Source organism: Sphingobium herbicidovorans, assembly GCF_002080435.1.
GTDB lineage: Bacteria > Pseudomonadota > Alphaproteobacteria > Sphingomonadales > Sphingomonadaceae > Sphingobium > Sphingobium herbicidovorans.
The window spans coordinates 551,898-576,451 of record NZ_CP020539.1 but is presented as its reverse complement, the minus strand read 5'-3'; the positions used below and the strand labels follow the sequence as shown (position 1 = coordinate 576,451).

Below are 24,554 nucleotides of genomic sequence, written 5' to 3'. Positions count from 1 at the left end.
CCTCCTTTCCCGCATGAGCAGGAAAGGAGGCCCGGCGGCGAGGCCGCCGGGCCTGAGGGAACCGATTTCAGAATGGGATTTCATCATCCTCGGGCTCGTGGCCGCCGCCTGCATTGTCGTTCGCCTTGGCGCGGGTAAGGAAGGTCACTTCGTCGGCGATGATCTCGACGCCATAGCGCTCGATATTCTCGTTGTCGGTCCAGCGGGTGTAGTGAATGCGGCCACGGACCATGACCTTCATGCCTTTGTCGACATACTGCTCGACCGTCTTGCCGACCCCGTTGAAGCAGGTGATCCGGTGCCATTCGGTATCCTCGAGCCGGCGGTTTTTATCGTCGCGGAGGATCTTGCCGTTGCTGTCGCGCTTCGGGCGCGAGGTGGCGAGGCTGAAATGCGTGATACGGGTGCCGCCCTGAGTGGTGCGGGCTTCGGGCGTGGCGCCGACATTGCCGGCGAGGATGACGAGATTCTGCATAACTGGAGTTCCTTCGAACTGGGTCCAAGGGACCGTCCCTTCGACTGATCCCCGGCCAAGGCGGACAGGACGGATCATCCACCGGCAGGCGCAGCGCCGGGAAACCCCGGGACAAGGGGTGGTGCGGGCAGCCGTGACACACGGCAACTCGGCCCGAAGGATCGCGGGTTGGATGGGCCGGACGGCCGACTTAGGGGTCAGATGAGGAGAAGGACGGTTCGTCGCTTGGCCGTGCCAGGAACCCCTCCATGGTGATCACAGGCATCCCCGACCTATAGAGCCACGCCGGCCCAACGCCTTGGCGAACCTCAAGCTCGACTTTGCCCCGCCCGCCGTCTCAAACCGCGCGGCGAAACGGACCATGTCCCGCGCCGCCGTCCGGTGGACCCCAAACCATGGCATGCTCATGCTAGGGGACGGGCAAGAAGGCGCAGTTACGGCGCCGGCATCGGCAGGCTCAGTCCGGCCGCCACGGCATCGAGGAGCGAGCCCATCGCGCGCAGCACCGCCGCGAAATCGCAAACATAACCATCCGCCACCAGCGCGTCGATGCGATGCGCAGCATAGGCGGGACCGAGGCTTGCAAGCAAATCGACAAGAACACGGCCCGGGGACGGGAGGCCAAGCCGCCGCGCTTCGTCGAAGGCGACGAGGAGGTCGTGACGAATATCGCGCGCGACCTCATCGTGCGACCAGCCCCGGCTCATGAGATAGGCTTTGAGCCCCAGCTCGCAGGATATCGCCAGCAGGTGCAGCCCCGGGGCAAAGGCAACGGTAGCACCGAGGCGTGCCCTTTCGTGAAAATCGCGCGCGCGATCAAGGAAGATCGAGGCCGTTTGCCGATCTCCAGGCTCCGCCAATCTTTCGATCGCGCGCCAGCGGCGTGGCGATAGCTGCCCAAGCCACGCCGGGCCGGCCTGGTTGCGCAACTGGCGCAGGCACGCGCCATCAGCCTCTTCGACGTCGCGGCCGGTCGACCACAAGAATAGCAGCTTCGCTTTCCAGCGGCGGCCATGCGCCGCGCGAAACGCCAGGAGCGAGCGCGCCGTGGGGTGATCGGGCATGAACATGATGCAAACCTCCGGGAAACGGGACGCACCCGCCCTGCCCTCCTCCCCTCCGGCATTCGCAGCATTTCGAAACGGGGAAAGCCGGCCGCCGAAGCGGCCGGCGCGGCGGATCAGCCGCAGGGTCGCGACGCTGGCGGTGTGCCCAGCGGTCCGCGGCGATCAACGACGTGGATGCCGCGCGCCTTGGCCTCGATCACCAGCCTTTCGGTGACACCATTGCCTTGAAAGGCGATGACGTAGCGCGGCTTGACCGAAAGCATCTGCTCATTGCGGCGGAACCCGGCGCGATCGCCGAGCTTGCGATCGAGCCCGAACCGCAGCTGCTGGATACCGTTCTGCTCGGCCCAGGACGCGGCCAGGCGCTCGATGCCTTTCATGTCACCGCCATGGACGAGATACATGTCGCCCACCCGCTCGCGGACGGCATTGAGGGTTCGCAGCAGATTATCTGCGAATTGCTTGGCCTCGTCGTCGCTGGCGAAACGCAGCCGCCCGCCGGCGAAGATCACGGGCGTGCCATGGACCATATTGGCATCGCGCACCCGTTCTCGCCGCGCCTGGAGATAGGACCGTCCATCGACGATCGCCGCGGTCGTGCCGAGCGAAATGCGATTGCCCGACGCCGGCACCCAGGAACGGCCCGTCTCATGGAGATAATGGCGGGCTGCCGTGTCGCGCATGGTCTCATAGGCCTCGGCGGACTGCTCGATCTTGCGGGCGAGATCGATCTTGTCCTCAAGATCGGCGGTCGCGACTTCCGAGCCATCCTGCTCGGCGAGCAGAAGCCGAATCTCGTCCGTCAGCCGGTCGATCATCTGGTGCTTCTTGGCGGCTGCGCGGTGGAAGAGATTGACCAGGCCCCAGCCCAGATCCTCGATGTCGCGCTCGAGCGCACTAAAGGGGAAAAGTGCGAAAAGGTCGCTCCAGACTGCGCTGACGGTTTGTTCCATGGCTTCGGCGGGGGGCGGCGCTTCTAGGGTGCGCAGGTCGCCAGTGTGATCAAGATGACCGAGTTCGAGGGCGGAGAGTATCGCCGAGAGAGTGCTGGTCATAAGCTTTGCCTTTCGTTCCACTTGGGGCCGGCGGACCATCCGCCGGATGCGCAGCCTCCGGGCCATCGAAGGAAGCGGCGGCAGCACCGCCGGGCAAAGCCCAAGGGAAACCCGGGACAATGCCGGGTGGTGCGGGCAGGCGCGCAAGCGCCAACACGGCCGGATTGGCCCCGGGTTGCGGCCGCCAGCGCGATGGCCCAAGCATGCGCATCCTCTGGCGAGGGGCCAAGGTCTCAACGGGAAGAGCAGGCGCTTACTGGCCGAAGCGGCGATTATGCAGTGCCGCGCTCGCTCATGCAGATGGGGCGGGCGTGCCGGGCCGATCCGTCGTCGGCACGCCCGTCTCCAACATGCGGCTCAATCACCGCACGCGGCCGGTCCATATGACGGCCGGCCTGGTGGGCTTCCTGCGGGATCGCCGCCATTCCCACCGCCATGCTCGATCCGCCCCATCGTGCGGCGTCTCCCATGGTCCCCGCGCTTATCGGGTCCGGGTCCCCATCATCCTTCCACCTGAGCCGGCATTGTGCCGATCGCCTCGATCTCGGCGATCCGCTGAAATTCACCGAGATATTCCTGGCGATGATTGGAAAGCCACCGCGCAACCCGTGCGTTGCCGAGCAGCTTGGCGATATAGCCGCGCGCCACGGTCAGGTGGAGATTGTCGATCCCGTAACTATCCTCGACCGACTTGACCTGGGTCTGCAGGGCGGCAAGCTCGCGTTCCATGCGCGCGATCTGCTGGCTCGTCGGACCAGAGGCATCGGGCCTTGTCGATTTGCGTTGGGCGACAAGCTGCTCATCCGGCGTCGCGGCCAGGAGCGCGCGCGCGAACATGAGAGTGAAGTTATTCTGGCCGATCATCAGGTCCGCCGCCTCGATCTGGCGCACCGCTGACATGCGCCGCAAGATATCGAACACCTTCATCGAGCAATTGGTGTCCTTCAGCATATCGGCGGCTTCCGGGGTGATGCCGTCGAGCAAGCGGAAGCGCCGCCGAATCGACTGCACCTCAAGGCCGAGCGCATCGGCGATCATGGCCGAGGCGACCCCGCGCTCAATGGCACGGACGATCATTCTGTGTTCCTGCACCGGCGGCAGGCGGTTGACCCTTTTGTTGTAGGTATAGGTCTCGTCATCCGTCGCGATCAGGCAATCGACGCTTTGCACTTCAAGCTGCTTGAGGGCCTCGATGCGCAGATGGCCGTCGAGCAGGAAATATTTCCCGGGATGCTGCGTGTCGGGGACGACGGCGGGCGCCTCGACAAGGCCTATCGCCTTGATCGAACTCACGATCTGCGCGAATTTCCGGCTTTCGCGCACACCTTCCCGCAATGACTTCAGCGCGACGATAGCATCGATCGGCACGGTTACGGTCTCGCGCTCGAAGCCGAGGCTCACGCGATTGTCGGTGCCCGTTTCGTCCATGCCGCCGCCATCCGATGCCCAGTCAGTCATCGTCATCTCCTGCGATCCGGAGGGCGAGCGCGCGCGGCATCGTCTCGAGACCCTCGGCGCGCAGCAATGTCACAAACCCCTCATCGGAGAGGAGGTCCTTCATGGCCTCCACGATGAACAGCAGCCGGGTCTGGGTAAAATCGGATTTCTTGACGAGAAGGCGCTGTTTTTCAGCCTCTCGCTGGTAGACCTGCATGAGGTCGTTGGCAGTCAGCTTACGGTTGGCGTTTTTCCGGCCCAACCGCCCCTGGGACAGGGACCTATTGCGGCCGCGCATGCGCAAATCAAGAAGGCGGCGCACAGCTGCCAGCTTCTTGCCGCGCAGCTTGCCGGTTTCATAGGCCTCGAGCAGGAGACTTTGCGCCTCCTCGGTTTCAGCGCGGGATATCTCCATGGCGAGGCTGATCGGAATGAGGCCGGTTTCGACCGCGGCGACGAGCCGCTCCTCGCCGCGCTCCAGCAGTGAAACGACCATGCTGACCCAGGAGCTGGCGACGCCGATTTTCCGTCCGATTTCCGCCTCGCTATATCCGCGATTGCGCAAGGCACCGACCTCGCGCATCACGTCGATCGGGCGCTGCAGCCGGCGCGCAATATTCTCGACCAGGCTCATCACGAGACATTCGTTCTCGCTGGCTTCGATCACCACCGCAGGAATTTCCGACTGGCCGAGCATTTGGAAGGCTTCGAGGCGGCCCTCTCCGCAGACCAGATCATAGCGCGGGCCACTCGGGCCATCATGGCGGCTCACCGTGATCGGACGTTTGAGACCAATGGTCTCGATATTGTTCACGATCTCCCGGTGCTGCCGTTTGTTTCGGGCGCGCGGATTAAGGACGGTAATCCGCGCGATCGGGATGAGCTCGATCTGCTGTGGGCGTGTGGCGGACATCAGGCTGCCTCCGCAATGGCGACCGGTGCGGCAATTTCATACAGCAGGTCGAGGGTATCGAAGCGGTAGGCGTCAAGGCTAAGGCCATTGTCTTCGGCAAGACGCAGGCGGTCGGCGACAAGGTCGAGACGCGGAAACAGATAATAGTCGAAGGCGGCACGGTTGGCGGTATCCATGCGCACGACGATGGTGATGTCGGGCATCCGCGACGTGTCGAAGCGGATCTTCCAGCGCAGCAACCCGGTGGGCGTGGGGTTGCAACGGACGATGACAACCGAGAGGCTGAATTCCTCGTTGACGATCACGCGGTCGGTCTGGACGTCCTGAACGACCTCGCTGCCCATGTCGCGCAGGCCATCGAGCACTTGGCCGAGGATCTCCGGGTGGAGTTTGCGCAAGGCCTGATTGATCGCGACATATCGATAGTCTCGATCCGGCGTATATCCGACCAGATCATAGGCGCGCAGCAGGCTTCCAAACCGGGAGCTGTAGGCACTGCTCGAGGGCATGCCCTCGCATTCGTCGATGATGATCCCCGACAGAAGGCCCCGGCTGACCAAAAGAACCTTCAGCGCGCTCAGCATCTCGGTGTCCGACAATCGGAACGAACGAGCGCCGATGATCGCCTTGGCGGCTTCGAAGAGGTCACGCTCGACGATGGCATCGAATGCGCCGGCCGCCCGGATCCACATTTCCGGGTCGTTGCGGACGCGCTTCTTCTTCAGCTTGAAGGATTGCCGGTTCCACACATTGTCACCGGCATATTTCTCGTTGATCAGCACCTGGTGGACAGTCCCCCGGGTCCAGGGACGATCAAGATCGGTCGGAATATGGCGGCGGTTGAGATCGTCGGCGATGTCCTGTTCGCTGCGCCCCTCATGCACGAAGGCGTGATAGATATCCCGAACAATGGCGACTTCTTCGGGCGGGCCAGGCGTGAGGATCACGCGGTCGGTCTGAATGCTCTTATGCTCTCCGCGCGTCAGAATCCCTTTTGTTTCGCCGCGCTCATCGACGAGGGTGCGCCGAAGCCCAAATCCAGCAGGCCCGCCCTGGCGAAAGCCCTTTTCTATGAGGCGTCCCTGCCCGGCGAACACCTTGACCGACAATTCGCGGCTATATTCTCCGGCCATGGCGCGTTTGACGCCCTTGACGATCGTCGACACCGGACTGCCGTCATTCTCGAACTGCTCGGTGCAATATTCGACGGATATCCCTGAGCGTTTGCAGATATATTCATAGTAGGCGCTTTCATCGGCGTCCTGGAATCGGCCCCACCGGCTGACGTCATAGACGAGCACCATTGTATAATCGGCAACACCCGTCTGAACGTCGTCGATCAGTTGCTTGAGGGCGTCCCTGCCATCGATCTTGAGGCCGCTTTTGCCAGCATCGGCATAGGTCCGGACGATCTCGATACCGTGGGCGGCGGCATAGTGACGGATCGCCTCGGCCTGGTTCTCCGTCGAGTATTTCTGGTGATCGGTGGACATGCGAACATATTCGGCGGCGCGCACGATCGGCGATGCCGGGTCATGGTCGGTGCCGTCTTGAGTGCGCCAGTCCTCCAAGGCTCGCCTCTCCATGGGTTTGCTGCAGCAGCCAGGGCGACCATCCGCTGCCGCACGAAACCCACGACTGCTCGCCTCTACGTTCTCATCAGCAGTGTAGCTGCGAAAGGAACGGGAGATGTTGCCGAAAAAGGGCAAGAAGTTACCGGCTTGGAAAGGGGCGTTGGCCGGGCGCCAGGCCTATGCAGACGTGATGGCCGACTTACTGAAGAAGGAACACGGGGACAGCCACCGCGCCGTCAAGCTGCTCATGCGCCAAACGGACGCGAGCGAACGCACCATAAAGCACTGGCTTGCCGCTCAACATGGCCCGGATACGGTGTTTTTTCTGCGGCTCGTTGCGACATCGCCCGTCATCCGCGCGTTCGTCCTGGGCGTTATTGAAAGCCCTGTGATGGCCCGACAATCCTCTCGCCCCATGCGCTGGGATGTCACGCCGCTATCGCCCGATGCGACTGCAGCCATCACGATGGGTCGGCGTCCTGCCGGAAATGACCCAATAAATGACCCTGATCGTGACCCCATAAATGGCCCAATGACGGAGGGCCTCAATGAACGTCAGCGCTGGTTTCTCGACCGAGTCGGGAAGCAAGCGCGAGCCAAAGCCTGGGATATCATGGCTCACTGGCAGGTCAGCCCCAAGACGGCCCGGCGCGACATCCGGGGGTTGCAGTCTGCTGGCCTGCTGCGTTTCGAAGGCGCCCGCCGCAATGGACGATATCGGCTTGTCCAGTGATCTGCCTGAGCGAACTTGACCTTGCTTCCCTCCAGCCAGCATGTTTGCGCCATGGCTCTCAGTTGCCTTGATGACAGCGATAATCGCCTTCAGTCGTTCGATCTGAGCGATGCGGACTGGCGCGAACTCGAAGTCAAAAACCGGCGTTTGCACCACCTGCGAATGGACTGCTGTTCGGCAGCGGTTGTTCTCAAACGGTCTTCGAGGGGAACGAAATTCTTTGCCCATCGAATTGCCGGTCCCTGCACTTCAGCCGACGAAAGCGAAGAGCATCGTCATTTGAAGATGATGGCGGTCGAGATCGCGCGATCCTCGGGCTGGCAGGCCGCAACCGAAGTGGGCGGCACAACGCCAACCGGCGAACCATGGCGAGCTGACGTCCTCGCGGTGAAGGGAAACGCCAAGGTCGCGATCGAGATACAATGGTCGGGGCAGACCAATGCGGAAACCCTGCGGCGACAAGAGCAATACCGCTTATCCGGGATTCGCGGGCTTTGGTTGCTGCGTCAACCGGGCTTCCCGATCGTCCATGATCTGCCCGCGGCCTGCATCGGCGGCTCGCTTGCCGACGGCTTTCAGGCTCTCATTCCTGCACATGAGCGCATGCTAGCGCGCCATCGTCGTCTGCCGGAAAGCTGGCGGCAGGCATTACCGATGGACGCATTCCTTCGCGCCGCGTTTGAACGAAGATTGGGGTTTCTCACGCCGTTGGAAGCCGTTGGCGAGAATGCGACAATCGTCGTCGAGACCGCGATAGCGGATTGTTAGAACGAGCGCTGCCGGGAAAAGACGCAGATCATCACGAGTATAGAAATCGCGACCGACCAGGGCGCTTTCGATTTCAGCTTGCCCGACCTTACCGATCACCCGCATCTGCTGGCGCAGATTCTGCAACGGCTGCCATCGTCTTTCGACCGTAAGGTCATTCAGAAGCGCTACAGTCATACCCAACGCCGCAGCTATGTCAGCAATGGCTGTGCCAAATGCAATCGGCTGTTCGGCGAATTCATGGTAGCACATGAACCGTCCGAGACCGACCGAATCGCCACTTTTCCTGCCCGCCTCGATTCCCGCTGGTTGGCGCTTCTCAGTTCCCATCCCGATATCGAGATCAGCCAACCAGCATGGTGGGTCCGCGCGTGAGGAAGAGGACCTCCCTCACAGCCGAACATCGCGATCGCAAGTGCATGCCCTCAGGCCGCGGCCAGTTCCTCCGCCACATCCTCGCGGGCAAGAGCTGTTGCGCGCAGCAAGTAGCCCGCGGCTTCCTCTGCCCGCGCCGCCGCCGTGAGCAGAGCACGATTATCCCTGCGCAGGATCGAAAGTAATCGCGAGGTGACAGTAATGTGAAGGAACGGAGTTCGGGCTGCGCTACTCTGCGGCGATCCGAGCCCCGTCCTGCACATTATTTCAGAGGGTATCGAGCCAGGCGAGCAGGCTCGCATCCCGCTTCCATGACGGCTGACACGCTGCTGCTGGAACGCCGACGTGTTCGAGCGCCTTTCGCTTGGTTTCCAGATTGGCTTGGGCGTAGTGGCTGGTCGTATCGAGGCTGACGTGCCCGAGCCAACTGCGGATGACGGTAATATCGACGCCGGACGAGACGAGGTGGACAGCGGTCGCATGGCGGAAGCTGTGCGGGGTCACGTGCTTCGACCGCAGCGTGGGGACTATCTTAGCGGCGGCCTGGACGTATGATGCGAGTTTGAACCGTACACCCGATGCGCCAAGCGGTTCGCCATAGCGATTGACGAAGAGCCGATCGCTCGGTGCCCTTGGCTGCCTGTCCAAGAGTTTCTTCAACAACGTCACCGTTTCCGGCCAGAGCGGACTGATGCGTTCCTTACGCCCTTTGCCGTAAAGGCGCACGCAATGCGGCGCTTCGAACCGGATCGCATCGGGACGTAAATCGAGCGCTTCCTGGATGCGTGCGCCGCTGTTGTACAGGAAGGATAACAGCGCGTGGTCACGCATTCCCTCCAGCGTTGATCGGTCGGGTTGTGCGAGGATCGCTTCGACCTCATTCGGCTCAAGATAACAGGGCGCAGGGATCGCTCCCCGTTTTATCGGGACGGCAAGAACCTCGGCGCATTGGGCGATATATGTTGGCTCTTTACCCGCCACGAAGCCGAAGAAGCTGCGGATGGCGGCAAGCCGGCAGTTGCGCGTGCCGATCGTGCCTTTCCGCTCATGTTCCGCATGGGCCAGGAACGCGCCGAGCTCACCGGCGGTGAGATCGGCCAGCGCAACCGCCGCTACTCCACCACCTTTTCGTGCAGCGACGAACCGGAGGAACAACCGCCAGGTGTCACGATAGGACCGGATGGTATGGACGGACGCGTTGCGCTGCTCGGCCAGCCACTCATGGAAGAAGGCGCGCAGCAGGGCGGGGAACGGATCGATCTTTCTCATGCCCGCGCCTCCTGCGTTATATTGAGGCAGGCGGCGCCGATCATGCGGAACCTCTCGCTTGCTTCCTGCATCAGGTCCTGCGTGACCGTGATGTAGACCAGCGTCGAGTTGATATCCCGATGCCCAAGATAAGTTGCAAGGAACGGCAGCCTGTCCTGGGGATTGATGCCGGACCGATACCATTGAAGCATCCGGTTCACGACCATCGAGTGCCGCAGGTCATGGATGCGCGGTCCGGTTTTTCCCGATGGTGGTTTGAACCCAGCACGGCGAAGGATATCGACAAGCATCCAGCTAACCGCTGCGGGGCTGTAGCGGTTATTGGATTGGTCGTGCCAGAACAACCCCGATTGGGGATACTGCGGCCCGCCGGCACGCCCTCTATCCTCGATATAGGCACGCAGTTCGACCATCACGCTATCGGGCAACGGCAAGATTCTGGTCTTGAAGAACTTCGTTTCGCGGATTGTGATCGTACCGTTTTCGAGGTCCACGTCCCCAAGGTCGAGGCGTGCTATCTCACTACGGCGCAGCCCCGCGCAATAGGCCAGCAGCAGCATGGTATAAATGGCCATTGGCCGCAGCGGCGCGCGCGGTGATGGGTAGGACCGCGCGATGTCCAACATGCGCTGCACATCGGCGGGGCTGTAAATATGCGGCTTGCGATAATGCCGTGCCACTTCCTTCAGCGGCCGTGTATTGGGCCGACGCACTGGCAGGCTCGGGTCCCGATGCCGGAGAGCCTTGGCCAATGCCTGTTTGAGTCTTTCGCATTCGGCCGCATGATTGCGGGTGGACTTGGCCTCCGCCCAATGTTCCAGCATCACCGCTAACGGCTTGGTTGCCAGCTCCGGATTCGCCTGGAGGAACCGATCGAACCGAAGGAACCATGCGCGTTGGGTCGTATAGCGATAGCCCCTGTTGCGCATCAGCGCGATATGATCGCGCATGATCTCGCCAAGCACGCTGCCGAAGGGCTTGGGCCGACGCAGTGCGGCAAGAGCATGATCCGGCATAGGTGCTATCAGCGCCCGCCAGATTGGCTTGCTATGTTCGACGCCGTATTCGCTGCGCAGGTCCGCGATGGGGTTGCGGGCGATCAGGTTCACTTCGACCAGATGGTCGAGAAAGCGATCAACGATCCGGGTACGATGCAACAAGGTGGAGGGGTGCCAGCGCGCTCCCCATTCCCGCAGCCACGCCTCCAGTGTCGACCGGTCGATGACCGGATGGCGCTCAGCCACTTCCCGGAAGCCATTCAGGACCTGGCGATAATAAATGTGGCTGATCTTGCTCCGCAACCGCAGCGTCGCCAGATACCTGGTGATGACGGCACGATCAGGATTGGGCAACGCGGTCATGCCAGCACCTCCGATCCCGGCACATCAAGAGCGATTGCCCTCAGATCCTCGGTGGCCAGCTTGAGATAGGGGATTGTGGATTCGCTCGATCGATGTCCGAGCAGGTCGCCGATCACCTTTTGCGGCACCGACGCGCGCAGCAGTTCGACGGCCCTGGCGTGGCGGAAGATGTGAGGGCCGCATTTTCCTGGCGGCTTGATCCCGGCAGCCCACAGCCGCCGTCGCACTTCGCTATGCAGGTCTTGCAGGGGCCGGTACGGCGCACGCGAGCGGATAAAGATTTCCCGCCTGTCTGTCTCAGGGCGTCCATGCCGTAAATAGTCGAGCAATGCCTCGCCAACCGGCGCCATCAACGGCAGGTACGAACAAGCGCCGGTTTTTGTATGCCGGATGCGCAAGGATTCCGCACGCCAGTTGACGTCCTCCAACAGGAGATTGCGGATTTCACCGGAGCGCAGCCCATAGGTCGCCAGCAGTTGCAATATGGCATAATCACGCAGCCCTTTGGGCGAGGTGTCGCGCCTCGTGATTTCCAGGACGGCCGCAATCTGGTCACGGCCCAATGTCGAAGGCACGCCTTCATAGGCGTACAGCACCGGGCCTACGACATGACCCGTGAGATCGGCGGCGACGTACCCCATGCGGTGCATGTAGCGCAGCAGCGAGCGAAGGCGTTCAGCGACATCCTTTAAGGACCGACGGCTCAGACCCGGCGCGCGCATGTCCATGTAGAGATCGATGTCCCGCACGCTCAGTTCCATGACGCTCGCCGTTCCGCCGTGATCGAGCTGCCATGCCAGAAAGTGACGCGCTTCCCACATCAGCGCGTAGATACTTGCACGGGCCAGGCCGCGGTCCTCATGCAGCCAGCGATCATATTCGCAGCATATCGCGTGCCGAACCGTCGCCTCTGGTCCGATCACTTCCGGTTCAGGCGGCCATTTGCCTTGGGCGAGGCGCAGCAACGCGTGGATTCCTGAGCGAGGGATCGCGTGCCACCGTGACGCGGGTGCTCGGTCATGACGCTTGCGAAAGCACCGGATTGCGTGGTGCAGATATTGTTCGATCTGGGGCGGCTTCACCGCCGCCACGTCCAGCTTCCGCCGTGCCAGGTATTGGAGAAAGCCGCGCGCGTAGCTGCAATAATTGGCCGCTGCCACCGGGCTATATTTCTGTCGGGCAAGGTCTTCCGCAAGCCTGGCGATCAATTCTTCATCGGGACTTAGCATCATTGGCTCCTCAGTCGGTTCGACGACCGCTGAGGTTCGCAACGTACTGGCTCCAGTCAAATAATGCGGATCCTTCCGCCTTCCGTCAGCAATGAAAAATAATGCTCAGCACTGTAGTTCGATTATCGCTGAAATTCTGCGGTTTTAACGCAGCCCGAACCTCGTTCCTTCACATTACCGTCACCTCGCGATTACTGTCCTAATGTCGAGCTGCCCATTACTCCAGCCAGGAACCGATATAGGCCGCATGATCGTCGAGATGGGTGGTTGGGAGACCCACATCGGCGCCAACCAGCGCCGCCGTCAGTTCGGCGATATATCCTGACAGTCCAGCCCTAATTTGAATTTTTGGGGGTCGAGCGGAGGTGCTGGTCATGCTGCCAACTCCTCGCGCTGGGGCTGCTGCGCCCACATCCAGTCGGCGGCTTGCTGGGCCTTGCTGGCGGCGGTGAAGATCGCCCGTGGATCTTTCTTCAGAGCACTGAGCCACGATGCCACATAGGCGGCGTGATCGGGGCGCGGATGATGGGCAATGCCGAGGTCCGCCAGGACGAACGATGCGGTGAGTTCGGCGCAGGCTTCTTCGATCGGCAGCCAATCGCGCTTGAACCGGTCCTGGAAGTTGCGGTCGAGCCGATGCTTTGCCCCTGTGGCGTGGCCGGACTCGTGCAGCAGGGTGCCCATGTGAGCGGCTGCATCGTGAAACGCCGAGAAAGGCGGCATGAAGATCTGGTCGAGATCGATGCGATAATGGGCATCGTAGGCGCCTTCGGTGATCGGAATGTTCAGCGCCGCGACGAATGCTTCGGCATGGGCGAGGCGTTCGGTCTCCGGCAATAGGGTGACCGGCGCAGGCTCATAACCTTCGACCTGCGCGAGGTTGAACACGGTGAAAGCGCGAGCGAACATACGACCGGGCCGCTGATCGCCATCGTCATGGTCTTGATCGACGTTGGACGCAGCCTGCTTCCAGAAAACGACTGTCGTGCCGCGTTCGCCCTTGCGAACCTGGGCGTCGACCGCCTGCCACTGCCGATAGGTGCCCCACAGGCCGCTGGCATAGCCGCTCACCTGTGCGGCCGCCCACAACGCGAGCACGTTCACGCCCCGGTAGCGCTTATGGGATGAGAAGTTCTCGGGCCGCGTGACGGCGGCGCCATCATGATGCCAGGGCATGCGCCAGGTGCCCGCGCCCGCCTCGATGGCGGCAATGATCTCGGTGGTGATGCGGGTATAAACGTCGGCGCGCTCGGCCGGCGCTGATGAGCGGGACATGTTCGATCTCCACGACGGGCGAAGCAGGCCTCTCCCGCTCCTCATCCCGTCACCCCATCTCCAGGCCCTCCTCTCCCTCTACCGCCGCCCGAAAGGGCGGCGTCGCGCCTTCAGGCGCGATCTGGGCCAGCACGCCCTCGATCCGGTCAACCTCGTGCTGGAGCGCTGCTCGTTGCAATCCAGGCAGGCGCTTCTCGCGCAGCAACATCCGCGCCTCGGTGGCGCTCCGCTCCCAGATGGGCCGGTGACGTTCGGCGATGCAGGCGTTCGGACAGCGGGTCGGTTCGCAAAGTGCTGTCAACGGCCGGTTCGCCGAGGAATCTGTCGCACGCTTGAGGCACAAGGCTGTTGCCGGATCGAAGAAGCAATCGGCCAGCGTGCCGACATGCAGGGTGCGGGCAAGGCTGGCGAGCATGGTGCGCAGACGGGACCGGTCGGCGATCATCGCTGGCAATGGGCTGAGTTGCGTGGCCGTCTCATCGAGGACGCGCTCGATGCGCCGGCCCGCTGGTCCGGAAAGGGAGGCCCCACCTCGCCGCCTGTCGAAATAATCGAGCAAGTCGTCGAGCTGGCCGAGTCCGCGCTGCGTCTCCACCTCGGCGCGGAACCCGGAGGCGCTGCTTCCTGCGTAGCCCTCGAAGGCGGCAACGGAGGCATGCTTGTACTGGATCATGCCAGCCACCGTTCCGAAGGGGCGGTTGGCGATATGCCATGCAATGGTGCGGCGAAACTGGCGGGTCGTAATCCGCCAGGGCTTGCCGTCCGGTCCTGGCGGAATAGCGGGCGCCTCGTCCGAACCGAACAGCGTGTTGAGATGGTCACGGTAGGCGTTGATCTGACGGACGATCTCCGCGGAAACGTGCGACTTGCGGCTCCGCGTCAGTGACAGCACGGGCCAGAGTGTATCAAGGCCGCGAGCGTCGGCCGCACGCTTGCACAATAGCTCGAGCACACTGATCGCATCAGCGACAGGAGCAATGGTCACCCACTCGGCCGGCGCTCCCCCGCTACCCTTGCCCTTGTAGGCGGTGGAACGCACGCGGTGCCGTGACACGACGCCATCCTCACTCCGCTTGAGGGTCAGGCATCCCCGACGCATCGCCTGCACCTCGCAATCGCGCATCCCGGTCAGATAAGCGCAGACCACATAGGCTGCCGCCTGCAGCATGCGCTCTTCGAGGATAAGGGACTTGGCATCGAAACGGGGCCGCCATGGTAAACCACGATCGGGATCAATCGAGATCGGCGTATCCATACCGCCAGGTTCGACGCCCATATCCGCGATGGCAGCTTCAATGAGATCGGAAGCACCGCCAGCGAGAGTAAGGTGCATCGCCGGTTCTGCGGCGGCGTCGACCCCGACGTGGAGATGGAGAAGCTGCACGTTGACGACTGGCATGGTCGTCCCGCTGGCCGGATCGATGGAGGCAGATCCGTTGGGTGGGCTTACCCAGACCGGTACGCCTCGGCCTTGCCGCGCGCGCGACCGGAAATAGCGCTGCAATCGCATCCGCTGCCGTTGACGACGCTCGGCGTGTGCCAGTCCCCGTTCGGCAGCAAACCAGCGGTCACGTTGGGCTTCGAGGCGATCAAGCTCACGCCGGGCCGCGAAAATATCCTGCGCGAAGACGGTGACATAGCGCAGCGACCAGGCCAGCAGCGGGGTGATGATCCCCTCGGGCATACGCGGTGTGCGGTTCTCCCGGACATGCCGATAGCCAGCGACGCGCGCAGGAGCCCGTCCTTCCCAAGGCTCAAACGACAGGCCGCCACCGGGAAGATGGTCGCGGTAATGGTATAGATCGATGATCACCTCGAGAAGGTGGCCAACGATGACGGGCCTCCTTGCGGGATCATCACGCAGATGGCGGGCATAAGCATCGATCAGCGCGGGATCGATGCGGCTAAGGTCGAGCACACCCAGTCGTCCGCGCGCAAAACCGAAGAAGCGCCGCGCCCGATTGAACGCTTGCCGGATACAGGCGGGCAATAGCTTCGGACGGTAGCCGGGGAGATCGACGTTGAGACGGGCATAGAGATAGGCGCGCATCGTCGCCTGCACATCGGCATGTTCAAGCACGTCGAAATGCACGGTGACATGGCAGCGCCGGGCGTTCTCGCGGAAAACAGCGGGTCCAAGATCCCAGCTCGGGTCACCGACACGCGACAGTGCCTCACGGGAATGGCCCGGCTTGAGCGGCACAATCGTCAACACGGGCCGATCATCGAACGCGAGCGCCGGGACATAGGCGGGGGCCGTCATGCGCGCGTCTCGGGCGGGAGATAGAGATGCTCGTCGGTTGCGCGCAGCCGCGCTTCGGCGACGACCGCATCGGAAAATGCTGGCAGAATCTGGTTGACTATCCGGGCATGAACCTGCCCGAACTTGGCCATCCAGTCAGAACCAGGCAGGCCCTGCCGTTGATCTTCGACGAATGCGAGGAAGGCCAGGATCGCGGGCAGCTTGCGCGCGGTGATGACAGCGTTGGGGCAATGGAGACACCCCCAGAAAGGCTGAGAACAGGGCGAACCAACCTCGGCGAAGGGACTGCGATGGAAGCCCGCACAAGCGGCGAGCCAGACATCCTGTTCGCCGTCGAGCAGCGGATCGACCGTATCTGGCGGCATCAGCGGCGCGGCCTGTTCGGGCCCTTCGCGCAGTGCCTGCTCCGCAGTGGGCGGGAGTATGGTCGGCATCGCAGCGGCGACCGCCTCGCGGAAGGCATCGGCGACCGCGGCCTCGTGCAGGGGCCGGAGCGAGGGTAGATCCGCGTAATGGCGCGCGGCGACCTCACGGCTATGCCCGACCGCGAACCGAGCCATATGCCCTTCGGTCTTGGTGTACCACAGCGCCTTGTGGGTCTTGCGAAGGCGGGAAAGCAGAAGGTAGAGCGGCTTGCCGTCGTCATCGACAATCCGGTGCCGAGCCACCCACGCATCGAGACGTTCGCGCGGATGACGAATACCGGCGTGCAGCCCGCCAGCGTTGTGGTAGACCCAGAGACAATCAGCGGACAGATGTTGGCGCGCAACTGCCGTGACCTCGATCAGCCGGCGGATAAGGCCACCTGGCGTGCCGATGCCGCCGTCGCGCACGCGCATACTCTTGTGCTCGGCAGCGCGGGCGCGTCGCTTCAGGTAACGCAACTCGACAGTGCCAGCGGATGGGTTGGCCAGGCAATCAACCGTCAACGCCTTCAAGCACTCGGGCTCCAGGCCAGTATCGAGCGAAAGTAGCACGAACAATGGGGGGATATCGGTGACGTGAAGATGATGGCGGCGATGCAGGTCATCGACCAGCGTGCTGATCGGCAGGCCGCGCCGTGCGCGCATGAAATAGAGGCTCTTCAGCGCGGGATGGTCTGCGACGATAAAGCCCTGCCGCGCGATGACCGCTTCGACTTCAGCGCGCGCCCTGGCGATGATCGGATCGCCCTCATCGGTGTGGTCGTCATCGGCGCCGAAACGGCGGAACATCGCTTCGATATCGGCCCTTGCGGCGTCGCGCAGTGCGCGAGCGACGAACGGACTGTAGGCATCGCGCGGGGTCGAGCGACCTGCCGAAGTGGCCAACGTGTAACGAAGCCGCTCATGCAGGTCGGGCGCGATCCGGTCGGGCCGATCTGCCTCCATCATGCGCAATGTGTTGATCACCTTGCCCACGATTATGTGCCGGTGGATCGCGCTCTTCCCGAGTCGCTCGAGCGTGGAGGAAAAACCATCGATATGGGCCGCGTGGAGATCACTGATGCCGGCCACCTTCGGCGCTTCGTCGGCAAGCCAGGCGAAGAAGTGACGATAGACCTGGAGATACTGCTTGATGACGCTGGCCGCACCGATTGATCCGCCGAGTGCCGCTGACCGATGGAGCGCGCCGGCAAAGGCAATGGCGAGCGGACGAGGCTCGAGCCCGGTCATATCGACCAGGACGGTCCCGCCATGCCGCGCCTCGATGGTGAACTTGAGGCCGAGCACCGGATCGGGCTGCACAGCCTCCGGGGTGATCGGAGCGAAAGCGACAGGCCGGCCCCTGCGGGGACGCCCGCTCATGCGCCCTGCGGTCCCGGCAGCAGCGCGAGTAGCTCCTCTACGGCTGCGTCGACCGTATCGGCGCGGGTCGCGATATGGTCGAGGTAGATATAGGTGGTCGTAAGGCTCGCGTGGCCGAGCAGGCGTTGCACCTGTTGCAGCGGGTCGCCCAAGATCAGCCGGTAGCTCTCTACCGCCCCCGCCGGCAATGCGGCTTCGCGTAGTCGCTGCTGGATCAGCAACGCGAGCATATGGACTGCGAAGGTGTGGCGAAGCTGGTGCGGGCTGATCGACAGCGGAAAACCGTTCTCCGCGCACCGCTTGCAGGCCCGAGTGAAGATCACCTCCCACGAGTTGGGACGGACAGGTTGCCCGACCTCGGTCAGCCATAGCGCCGCCGGCTCCCGGAGCGTTCCATCCTCATCACACAGGATCAGGCGGCATCGTTCCTCCGGGGTGCAGATATCCCGCATGCGGTCGAGACCGGCGCGAGTGACAGGGATCGGTCGCTCAAAACTGGCCGCGCCATCGCGCGCGGCAAACTTGGCAACGCCTGCGGCCCGTTCGACGGCGACATAGGCGGCGATCTGACGAAGCAGCCGGCGCGGGACCAGAACGCTGCGTCCTCGGTCGCCCTTGGTGAGCGGCGGCGGGAGAGGCAGCCAAAGTTGTTGTCCATCACCGTCTTCGCGGTCGATCGCCGTGAGCTCGGCAGCGAGCAGGCACGACGCCTCTTCGAGGCGCAGGCCGGTGGTGACGAGAAGATCGGCGAACAGCGCGTTGCGCAGCCCGTTCCGATCGCGCGCGCCAGGGCGCTCGGTGCCGTCAGGGGCGAGACCGCGCAGGCCGACCTCACGGAAAATGCGGTAGTCGTCCATCGGGACGAACCGAACATCCGACCGCCTCGCGACACGTTCATAGGCGTCGTTGCGCGCCGCGATCATGCCGCGACGGCCGCCCTGCGCCGGTCGCCACACGGCACGGCGGCTGAACGGCGCCTCGGCGATCAGCCCTTGCTGCTCGCCCCAGCGGTAGAGGCGATCGAGACTGGCGACGGCCCGGTTCCAGCTTGCCGCCGTGATCCGGTTATCAGCCTCGTCGCGGCGTCGCTCACGATGATAGGCGACCACATCGTCGCGGGTCGCAGTCCACACGGTCTTGCCAAAGGCATCGAGAAAGCGAAGCCAGACCGCGACATCGTAGGCACAGGCGCGAAGCGAGTGCCGCGAGCGGACGCCCGACAGCGGCAGGTCGAGAAAGAAGCGATCCAGATCGGGATCGTAAAGCGCGTCGTCGCGCAAGATCAGCGGCACATGCGCATCGAGACCCTTGGCCTCGCGACGCTCGCAGACAGAGATGATCGACATCAGCGCGAAACCCTCCCCCGGACCCCCCACCCGGAAGCTGACCTCGCACCGTTGCGCCCTATGGCCCGTCAGTTATCAGGCTGGCCTCCGCCAGCTCTTGGGTCAGCGCTACGGCCAGCCTGATAACTGCCTACCGTCGGCGTCCATCACCACATCCTACTGCAAAGTGCCATGCGGTGCAGACTGTCCAGATAAAGCCACCAATTCCTCGAAAGCATAGGCCTGATCGCCGAAGCGCTTGCCGAAGGATCGGGCAAGCCGGTCTGGATGACCCGTCCAGTGACCGGCCTCGTGCGCGAGCGTGGCCGCCCATACAGCACGCGTGTCGAACTGTTCGACGGGCGGCATCGTGATGAGGTCTGCGCGCAGGTCGTAATAGGCTCGATCGCCTCCGGTCCGCAGCCGCGCCGGCAGGCAATCGACGAAGCGTTGCGCCCGCGGATCGAGCTGGTCGCCAGGTGGGACGAGCGATAACGGTTCTGGATAGAAATCGGACGGCAGCGCGTCGATCTGGTCGGCATTGAAGACCGCATAGGACCGCATCACCCGGCGATGCTCATCGACCAGCTCGCCGGGGCGTTCGCTGGAATCGACCTGCTTCGAATAGGCCTTATAGAAGATTGCAAATTGCGCCTGCTCACCGGCACGGACCTGCCCGCCAAGGGTCTGCGCCTGACGGTAGGTCATCCAATGGGGTGACCGATAACCGCATTGCTCAGCAGCCAGCCACAGCCAGAACGTATTCATGCCGCGATAGGGCTCGCCATTAGCGCGCAGCGGGCGTCCTTGCCCGGCGCATGATCGCCAGGGCCGCACCCAGGGGCGCACACCGGCCTCGAGCCGGTCGATGATGGCGCGCGTGATGGTCTCGGCCGGCGAGGGCCGGCCCGATGATTGGGTCATGATAAATACTCCGCGAAAGAGCGGCTGTCTCAGCGCCGCCGATGAAGGGCGACGGGCGACACGAAAGCGCCGCCCGCCGTTAGGCGTTCGCCTCAGGCCGCCTGTTCGAGGTCGCCAGCATCGCCATCGGGGGCGATCTCCCCTGCCCCGCCGTCGCTGTCGTCTTCGTCGCTGAGGAAGGCGGAATAGCTGCGGAAGCTTTCGGGCTTCTCCACAGCGCCAAACCGCATCTCGTCGGGCAGCCAGGAGAGCGCCTTTTCCCGGACTTCGGCCTCGACGATGCCCTGCCCGGAACAGAGCGCCGCGCAGGCATTGGCAAGGTCACCCTTCTTGGCGTCCTTGTATCGGCCGCGCAGCACCGGCCCGCCGATCTCGTCGAGCGCTTCGAGCATGACGTCCTTCTTCACCCGCCCAAAGAAGTTCTGGGCATCGGGCCGCCACCATTGCGCGACATGGCTCTGTTGCAAACTCTGACACGGTTTCCAAGATTGGGCTCATGTACTGTCAAGGTCAGTTGCGATGAACGATTTCAAAGGACGGCATTTTACCGGCGAGGTCATCCTATGGGCGGTGCGCTGGTATTGTCGATACGGCATCAGCTACCGTGATCTCGAGGAAATGCTGTCCGAGCGTGGGATCGATGTCGATCATACGACGATCTATCGCTGGGTGCAGCGCTACGCGCCGGAGATGGAGAAGCGTCTCCGCTGGTTCTGGCGGCGCGGCTTTGATCCGAGCTGGCGTCTGGATGAGACCTACGTAAAGGTGCGGGGCAAATGGACCTACCTGTACCGGGCGGTCGACAAACGGGGCGACACGATTGATTTCTATCTGTCATCGACACGCAGCGCCAAAGCGGCGAAGCGCTTTCTGGGCAAAGCTCTTCGTGGCCTGAAGGACTGGGAAAAGCCGGCCAAACTCAATACCGACAAGGCACCCAGCTACGGCGCAGCAATCGCTGAGCTGAAACGCGAAGGCAAACTGGCGGCGGAAACCGAGCACCGGCAGGTGAAATATCTGAACAACGTGCTCGAGGCCGACCACGGCAAGCTGAAGATGCTGATCAAGCCGGTACGTGGCTTCAAGTCGATGCCAACGGCCTACGCCACGATCAAGGGCTTCGAGGTCATGCGCGCCCTACGCAAAGGACAGGCCCAGGCATGGTGCCTGCAGCCAGGTATCATGGGGAGGTGCGCCTGGTTGAAAGAGCATTCGGAATTGGACCCTCGGCCCTGACCGAAACCATGATTATGCTCAATAAGCATTTCGCCAATGCTGCCTAATCCCCCAACTGGGTGACGCCGCGCGGCCGTGCCCCATGTTTGCAACAGAGCCATCCCGATTAAGAAGATGACGGTTGGCAAAGCCCATACCCTCCCGATTTGGAGGAGGACGTGGAATGACAGGAACAAAATCCCCAAGCGCGGACGCATTGGCGATGGTCAACCCAGGCGCTGCTGCCATAGACATCGGTTCGACCATGCACATGGCGGCCATCAATCCGCAGGCGACGATAATCCCGTGCGAGCCTTTGGCACGTTCACCTATGTCTGGACATCGGAAGGCTGGCTCTACCTTGTCGTCATCCTTGACCTGCACAGCCGTCGTGTCGCTGGCTGGGCAGTCAGCGATAGGATGAAGAAGGATCTGGCGATCCGGGCATTGGATATGGCGGTGCGCCTGCGCAATCCGCCGCATGGCTGCATTTTTCATTCCGATCGCGGCAGCCAATATTGCTCCTATGACTGCCAAAAGAAGCTGCAGGCCTACGGCCTGCGTCCATCCATGAGCGGCGAAGGCAATTGTTACGACAACTCCGCCGTCGAGACATTCTTCAAATCCCTGAAGGCGGAAATGATCTGGCGGCAGAGCTGGCCAACCCGGCGGCAAGCAGAGGCCGCCATCTTTCAGTACATCAATGGCTTCTACAACTCACGGCGGCGCCATTCATATCTGGGCGGCATCAGCCCACTCGCCTTTGAGGCCAAGGTCGCATAATGAGATAGGTGACTGGCGCAAAACCGTTACAAGTCCATCCCAAGCGGGAGTGGCCTGGTCGATCGCAGGTCTGACCAAGCCGCGAAAGGTGTTACGCCGAGCACCCGGTGAACATTGTTGTGATAGATCGAGACTTGAAAAGCTAACCAGCGTTCAAATTCTTGCAAGGTCATGCAAGACCGACCCTCGGCGTCGTAATCCCCTTTGTCGACGACATTGGAGAAGGTGGTACCAGGCAGGAGGTGAACCTCACCAATCATGGTCCCGATTAGGCGCTCGATATGGCCGCCATAATGGGGTGTACGGATCGGACGATAGATCAGTTCGATGCCGTATTGCTGGCATCCGCGCGCCAGAGCTTGAAAGTGGAATTCCTTGGCATTGTCGAGATGTTGGGCATCTGGAATGCCGGAAATCGGATAATCCACGACGATGCGACGTTGCTCGAGCCATTCCTCCTTTGGAAGAACCGCATGACGGATTGCCATGCCTACAGAGGTTGCGGAGGAACTTTCGAGCGAGATATAGAAGCCGGGATGACCCGCGTTGCAATGTCGATTTGAGGGACAGGTCGACCGACACCGCGGTCCTATAGCGGAACAGTGGCCGTAACGCCAGAAAAAGCACCGGAAAATAGGCGTTTTAGCCCGCGAGTGACGGGGTAAATGTTCGCTCCGGCCGCCGCCAGTCGATGCCTTCCAATAGCATCGAAAGCTTAGCGGCCGTCATTACCACCGATCCGGTCTTCGTCGATGGCAGATGAACCGGCCCCGGACCATCCGCTTGGAAAACAGGCACATGCCCTGGCCGTCATACCAGAGCAACTTCACCAGATCGCCGCGCTTCCCCCGGAAGGCGAACAGCGCGCCGGAATGCGGGCTTTGCTCCAAAACCTGCTGTGCCATCACGGCCATAGTGGCAGATATCGTTGAAACATGCCCCGGATCGCAAGCTTTCCGCCCTCACACTGGACACACTGGACATCCACAATTGTGGCAATGATATTAACATAATATATATTATCGTATATATTGCGTGTAAGCACCATTTAGAAATGTCACCCCCTGCAAATTAGAGATGTCACTGGTGGCATGGTGCTCCCTGGATGCAGGGAGTGCGCGGATGACGGTGGTATCCATGAGCCATGGCGAGCTTACACGCTTCGATACGCTACTACGGGTTGAACGTCGCGAGTTGCGAGCCGAGGATGCAGCGACGCTGCTCGGATTGTCCCGGCGGCAGGTTTATCGGTTGCTGATACGCATGCGTGCAGACGGTGCGCCAGGCCTGGTTTCGCGTCGTCGCGGGCGCCGTAGCAACCGTTGGCTTGGCGATAGCTTTCGCAACCATGCGATTGCGTTGGTCCGGGAGCATTATCATGATTTCGGGCCGACGCTGGCCGCCGAGTATCTGGCGGAGCGCCATGATGTGCATATTTCCCGTGAGACGCTGCGCAAGCTGATGATCGAGGCGGGGTTGTGGAAGGATCGAGCAGCGCGTCGCCCGCGCCCATATCAGCCGCGTTACCGGCGGGATTGCCGCGGCGAACTGGTCCAGATCGACGGTTCGAAGCATTGGTGGTTCGAGGATCGCGGCCCGCAATGCACCCTGCTCGTCTATATCGACGATGCGACCAGTGAGTTGATGCATCTCCAGATGGTCGAGAGCGAGAGTACCTTTTCCTACATGGAAGCAACGCGCGCCTATATCGAGCGGCACGGCAAGCCGGTGGCTTTCTACTCCGACCAGCACAGCGTGTTCCGCAATTCCCGCGCCAGCGCGGCGCGCGGCGATGGCATGACGCATTTCGGCCGCGCGCTTGATGCGCTGAACATCGAGATCATCTGCGCCAACTCGCCGCAGGCCAAAGGCCGGGTTGAGCGGGCCAATGGCACGCTGCAGGACCGGCTGGTCAAGGCGATGCGGCTGGAGGGCATATCGTCGATTGGAGAAGCGAACGCTTTTCTGCCGAGCTATATGGTTCGCCACAATGCGCGCTTCGCTCGTCCTGCTTTCGACAGTCGTGATCTCCACCGTCCGCTTGCCCCGCATGACGATCTGCACGCGATCATGGTGTGGCGCGAACAGCGGACAGTCACGGCGGCGCTAACGCTCCATTACAACAAGACGATGTTCATCCTGGAACCGACCGAAATCGCGAGGGAGCTGGTGCGCAAGCGGGTGCTGGTGTGCGAATATCCCGATGGCCGGCTGGAGATCCAGCATGAGGGCCATGTGTTGCCCTATCGCCAGTTCGACAAGATGCGTCAGGTGAAGCAGCCCGCGATCGTGGACAACCGCCATCTCGACGCGGCCTTGCTGCTGGCGAAGCAGATCCAGGCGATCGCCCCGCATCATCGGCAGCGCAACAATAATGCCCCTACCCGCCGCGACCAGCCCACGCACCTGTTCCCCGAACCGGAGGCAACTGTGAAGATCGATGGGCGCCGGTTGGGCGGGACTAAGCTCAAACGCGGTCCCCGGCTCAGCCAGGCGGAGTTACGGGCGCGCGGCACACTGGAATTTGTGAAGGCGCGCTGACCTGGTTGACCGGCGCTGACCGAGCCCGCTGCCTGCGCAGCGGGTCCATGCCCCTCCCCCCAAATGTCACGCCATCAGCAGGGTCTGCGCTGCGCTATCCCGAGGGCTCCACGCAGCCCCTGCTGGCCTCAATCGGTGACATCTCTAATTTGCGGAAATTGTGACTTCTCTAACCGGCAGGAACA

21 protein-coding genes and 4 pseudogenes are annotated in these 24,554 nt (G+C 62.4%); 6 read left to right on the top strand and 19 right to left on the bottom strand.

The window, feature by feature from the left end; genetic code table 11:
• Positions 1-67: 67 nt before the first annotated feature.
• The 7 genes from B6S01_RS17395 to B6S01_RS17370 all read right to left on the bottom strand — a co-directional run bounded on the left by B6S01_RS17395 (position 68) and on the right by B6S01_RS17370 (position 6,533).
• Positions 68-475, bottom strand: a complete 408-nt coding sequence (locus tag B6S01_RS17395; RefSeq protein WP_037462787.1) for a single-stranded DNA-binding protein — start codon at positions 473-475, stop codon at positions 68-70.
• Between the two features lie 434 nt (positions 476-909).
• Positions 910-1,545: a hypothetical protein gene (locus tag B6S01_RS17390; protein ID WP_037462788.1), complete on the bottom strand. Its 636-nt coding sequence runs from the start codon at positions 1,543-1,545 to the stop codon at positions 910-912.
• Positions 1,546-1,655: 110 nt separating this feature from the next.
• Positions 1,656-2,597, bottom strand: a complete 942-nt coding sequence (locus B6S01_RS17385; RefSeq protein ID WP_020820493.1) for a DUF2493 domain-containing protein — start codon at positions 2,595-2,597, stop codon at positions 1,656-1,658.
• A 272-nt stretch (positions 2,598-2,869) separates the two neighbouring features.
• A complete protein-coding gene (locus B6S01_RS21170; protein WP_156103315.1) occupies positions 2,870-3,067 on the bottom strand; it encodes a hypothetical protein in 198 nt (65 codons plus the stop codon).
• Positions 3,068-3,098: 31 nt separating this feature from the next.
• Positions 3,099-4,055: a plasmid partitioning protein RepB C-terminal domain-containing protein gene (locus tag B6S01_RS17380; protein WP_037462812.1), complete on the bottom strand. Its 957-nt coding sequence runs from the start codon at positions 4,053-4,055 to the stop codon at positions 3,099-3,101.
• Positions 4,048-4,947 (bottom strand): plasmid partitioning protein RepB C-terminal domain-containing protein, encoded by a 900-nt coding sequence (locus B6S01_RS17375; protein ID WP_037462790.1) that lies wholly within the window; start codon positions 4,945-4,947, stop codon positions 4,048-4,050. The genes B6S01_RS17380 and B6S01_RS17375 overlap by 8 nt, the downstream gene beginning before the upstream one ends.
• Positions 4,947-6,533, bottom strand: coding sequence for a recombinase family protein (locus tag B6S01_RS17370; protein ID WP_280513310.1), 1,587 nt, complete (start codon positions 6,531-6,533; stop codon positions 4,947-4,949). Before B6S01_RS17370 ends, B6S01_RS17375 begins: the two co-directional genes overlap by 1 nt.
• Before the next feature lie 103 nt (positions 6,534-6,636).
• On the opposite strand from B6S01_RS17370, the gene B6S01_RS17365 reads away from it, so the two are divergent.
• The 3 genes from B6S01_RS17365 (at position 6,637) to B6S01_RS17355 (ending at position 8,397) form a co-directional block, all read left to right on the top strand.
• A complete protein-coding gene (locus B6S01_RS17365) occupies positions 6,637-7,254 on the top strand; it encodes a DeoR family transcriptional regulator (RefSeq protein ID WP_037462791.1) in 618 nt (205 codons plus the stop codon).
• A gap of 285 nt (positions 7,255-7,539) precedes the next feature.
• Positions 7,540-8,022 carry a competence protein CoiA family protein gene (locus B6S01_RS17360; RefSeq protein WP_457920913.1) on the top strand — a complete coding sequence of 161 codons (483 nt, stop codon included), beginning with the start codon at positions 7,540-7,542 and terminating at the stop codon, positions 8,020-8,022.
• Positions 8,023-8,100: 78 nt separating this feature from the next.
• Positions 8,101-8,397 (top strand): hypothetical protein, encoded by a 297-nt coding sequence (locus B6S01_RS17355; RefSeq protein WP_037462793.1) that lies wholly within the window; start codon positions 8,101-8,103, stop codon positions 8,395-8,397.
• Positions 8,398-8,664: 267 nt separating this feature from the next.
• Here the strand turns inward: B6S01_RS17355 and B6S01_RS17345 are convergent, their stop codons facing one another.
• The 10 genes and pseudogenes from B6S01_RS17345 to B6S01_RS17300 all read right to left on the bottom strand — a co-directional run.
• Positions 8,665-9,666: a site-specific integrase gene (locus B6S01_RS17345; protein WP_037466134.1), complete on the bottom strand. Its 1,002-nt coding sequence runs from the start codon at positions 9,664-9,666 to the stop codon at positions 8,665-8,667.
• Positions 9,663-11,027, bottom strand: coding sequence for a tyrosine-type recombinase/integrase (locus tag B6S01_RS17340; protein ID WP_037466136.1), 1,365 nt, complete (start codon positions 11,025-11,027; stop codon positions 9,663-9,665). Before B6S01_RS17340 ends, B6S01_RS17345 begins: the two co-directional genes overlap by 4 nt.
• The gene (locus B6S01_RS17335; protein ID WP_037466138.1) at positions 11,024-12,256 is read right to left on the bottom strand and encodes a site-specific integrase; all 1,233 of its coding nucleotides are present in this window, start codon (positions 12,254-12,256) and stop codon (positions 11,024-11,026) included. The genes B6S01_RS17340 and B6S01_RS17335 overlap by 4 nt, the downstream gene beginning before the upstream one ends.
• Before the next feature lie 217 nt (positions 12,257-12,473).
• Positions 12,474-12,632, bottom strand: coding sequence for a hypothetical protein (locus tag B6S01_RS17330; protein WP_234810794.1), 159 nt, complete (start codon positions 12,630-12,632; stop codon positions 12,474-12,476).
• Positions 12,629-13,531 carry an ArdC family protein gene (locus B6S01_RS17325; RefSeq protein WP_015449374.1) on the bottom strand — a complete coding sequence of 301 codons (903 nt, stop codon included), beginning with the start codon at positions 13,529-13,531 and terminating at the stop codon, positions 12,629-12,631. Before B6S01_RS17325 ends, B6S01_RS17330 begins: the two co-directional genes overlap by 4 nt.
• 49 nt (positions 13,532-13,580) lie before the next feature.
• Entirely contained in the window at positions 13,581-15,794 is a 2,214-nt protein-coding gene (locus B6S01_RS17320; RefSeq protein ID WP_015449375.1) for a phage integrase, read from the bottom strand.
• A complete protein-coding gene (locus B6S01_RS17315) occupies positions 15,791-17,581 on the bottom strand; it encodes a hypothetical protein (RefSeq protein ID WP_037465845.1) in 1,791 nt (596 codons plus the stop codon). The genes B6S01_RS17320 and B6S01_RS17315 overlap by 4 nt, the downstream gene beginning before the upstream one ends.
• Positions 17,578-18,927, bottom strand: a complete 1,350-nt coding sequence (locus B6S01_RS17310; protein WP_015449377.1) for a tyrosine-type recombinase/integrase — start codon at positions 18,925-18,927, stop codon at positions 17,578-17,580. Before B6S01_RS17310 ends, B6S01_RS17315 begins: the two co-directional genes overlap by 4 nt.
• Positions 18,928-19,083: 156 nt before the next feature.
• Entirely contained in the window at positions 19,084-19,830 is a 747-nt protein-coding gene (locus B6S01_RS17305; RefSeq protein WP_037468470.1) for an ArdC family protein, read from the bottom strand.
• A gap of 92 nt (positions 19,831-19,922) precedes the next feature.
• Positions 19,923-20,282, bottom strand: a pseudogene (locus B6S01_RS17300) (ParB/RepB/Spo0J family partition protein); the annotation flags it as partial.
• Positions 20,283-20,349: 67 nt separating this feature from the next.
• On the opposite strand from B6S01_RS17300, the pseudogene B6S01_RS17295 reads away from it, so the two are divergent.
• Both B6S01_RS17295 and B6S01_RS17290 read left to right on the top strand, forming a co-directional pair.
• A pseudogene (locus B6S01_RS17295) lies at positions 20,350-21,113 on the top strand (IS6 family transposase).
• A gap of 250 nt (positions 21,114-21,363) precedes the next feature.
• Positions 21,364-21,828, top strand: a pseudogene (locus B6S01_RS17290) (IS3 family transposase); the annotation flags it as partial.
• Positions 21,829-21,854: 26 nt separating this feature from the next.
• On the opposite strand, the gene B6S01_RS17285 reads toward B6S01_RS17290, so the two are convergent.
• Positions 21,855-22,316 (bottom strand): DDE-type integrase/transposase/recombinase, encoded by a 462-nt coding sequence (locus tag B6S01_RS17285; RefSeq protein WP_051908550.1) that lies wholly within the window; start codon positions 22,314-22,316, stop codon positions 21,855-21,857.
• Between the two features lie 154 nt (positions 22,317-22,470).
• A pseudogene (gene tnpB, locus B6S01_RS17280) lies at positions 22,471-22,742 on the bottom strand (IS66 family insertion sequence element accessory protein TnpB).
• 208 nt (positions 22,743-22,950) lie between these two features.
• Here tnpB and B6S01_RS17275 point away from each other — a divergent pair.
• Positions 22,951-24,369: an ISNCY family transposase gene (locus tag B6S01_RS17275; protein ID WP_037463831.1), complete on the top strand. Its 1,419-nt coding sequence runs from the start codon at positions 22,951-22,953 to the stop codon at positions 24,367-24,369.
• Positions 24,370-24,554: the final 185 nt, after the last annotated feature.

What these genes read in the sequence shown, in the direction of transcription:
- B6S01_RS17395 (WP_037462787.1), bottom strand. Translation starts at nt 475, where the DNA reads ATGCAGAATCTCGTCATCCTCGCCGGCAATGTCGGCGCCACGCCCGAA.
- B6S01_RS17390 (WP_037462788.1), bottom strand. Translation starts at nt 1,545, where the DNA reads ATGTTCATGCCCGATCACCCCACGGCGCGCTCGCTCCTGGCGTTTCGC.
- B6S01_RS17385 (WP_020820493.1), bottom strand. Translation starts at nt 2,597, where the DNA reads ATGACCAGCACTCTCTCGGCGATACTCTCCGCCCTCGAACTCGGTCAT.
- B6S01_RS21170 (WP_156103315.1), bottom strand. Translation starts at nt 3,067, where the DNA reads ATGGGAGACGCCGCACGATGGGGCGGATCGAGCATGGCGGTGGGAATG.
- B6S01_RS17380 (WP_037462812.1), bottom strand. Translation starts at nt 4,055, where the DNA reads ATGACTGACTGGGCATCGGATGGCGGCGGCATGGACGAAACGGGCACC.
- B6S01_RS17375 (WP_037462790.1), bottom strand. Translation starts at nt 4,947, where the DNA reads ATGTCCGCCACACGCCCACAGCAGATCGAGCTCATCCCGATCGCGCGG.
- B6S01_RS17370 (WP_280513310.1), bottom strand. Translation starts at nt 6,533, where the DNA reads ATGGAGAGGCGAGCCTTGGAGGACTGGCGCACTCAAGACGGCACCGAC.
- B6S01_RS17365 (WP_037462791.1), top strand. Translation starts at nt 6,637, where the DNA reads ATGTTGCCGAAAAAGGGCAAGAAGTTACCGGCTTGGAAAGGGGCGTTG.
- B6S01_RS17360 (WP_457920913.1), top strand. Translation starts at nt 7,540, where the DNA reads ATGATGGCGGTCGAGATCGCGCGATCCTCGGGCTGGCAGGCCGCAACC.
- B6S01_RS17345 (WP_037466134.1), bottom strand. Translation starts at nt 9,666, where the DNA reads ATGAGAAAGATCGATCCGTTCCCCGCCCTGCTGCGCGCCTTCTTCCAT.
- B6S01_RS17340 (WP_037466136.1), bottom strand. Translation starts at nt 11,027, where the DNA reads ATGACCGCGTTGCCCAATCCTGATCGTGCCGTCATCACCAGGTATCTG.
- B6S01_RS17335 (WP_037466138.1), bottom strand. Translation starts at nt 12,256, where the DNA reads ATGCTAAGTCCCGATGAAGAATTGATCGCCAGGCTTGCGGAAGACCTT.
- B6S01_RS17330 (WP_234810794.1), bottom strand. Translation starts at nt 12,632, where the DNA reads ATGACCAGCACCTCCGCTCGACCCCCAAAAATTCAAATTAGGGCTGGA.
- B6S01_RS17325 (WP_015449374.1), bottom strand. Translation starts at nt 13,531, where the DNA reads ATGTCCCGCTCATCAGCGCCGGCCGAGCGCGCCGACGTTTATACCCGC.
- B6S01_RS17320 (WP_015449375.1), bottom strand. Translation starts at nt 15,794, where the DNA reads ATGACGGCCCCCGCCTATGTCCCGGCGCTCGCGTTCGATGATCGGCCC.
- B6S01_RS17315 (WP_037465845.1), bottom strand. Translation starts at nt 17,581, where the DNA reads ATGAGCGGGCGTCCCCGCAGGGGCCGGCCTGTCGCTTTCGCTCCGATC.
- B6S01_RS17310 (WP_015449377.1), bottom strand. Translation starts at nt 18,927, where the DNA reads ATGTCGATCATCTCTGTCTGCGAGCGTCGCGAGGCCAAGGGTCTCGAT.
- B6S01_RS17305 (WP_037468470.1), bottom strand. Translation starts at nt 19,830, where the DNA reads ATGACCCAATCATCGGGCCGGCCCTCGCCGGCCGAGACCATCACGCGC.
- B6S01_RS17285 (WP_051908550.1), bottom strand. Translation starts at nt 22,316, where the DNA reads ATGGCAATCCGTCATGCGGTTCTTCCAAAGGAGGAATGGCTCGAGCAA.
- B6S01_RS17275 (WP_037463831.1), top strand. Translation starts at nt 22,951, where the DNA reads ATGACGGTGGTATCCATGAGCCATGGCGAGCTTACACGCTTCGATACG.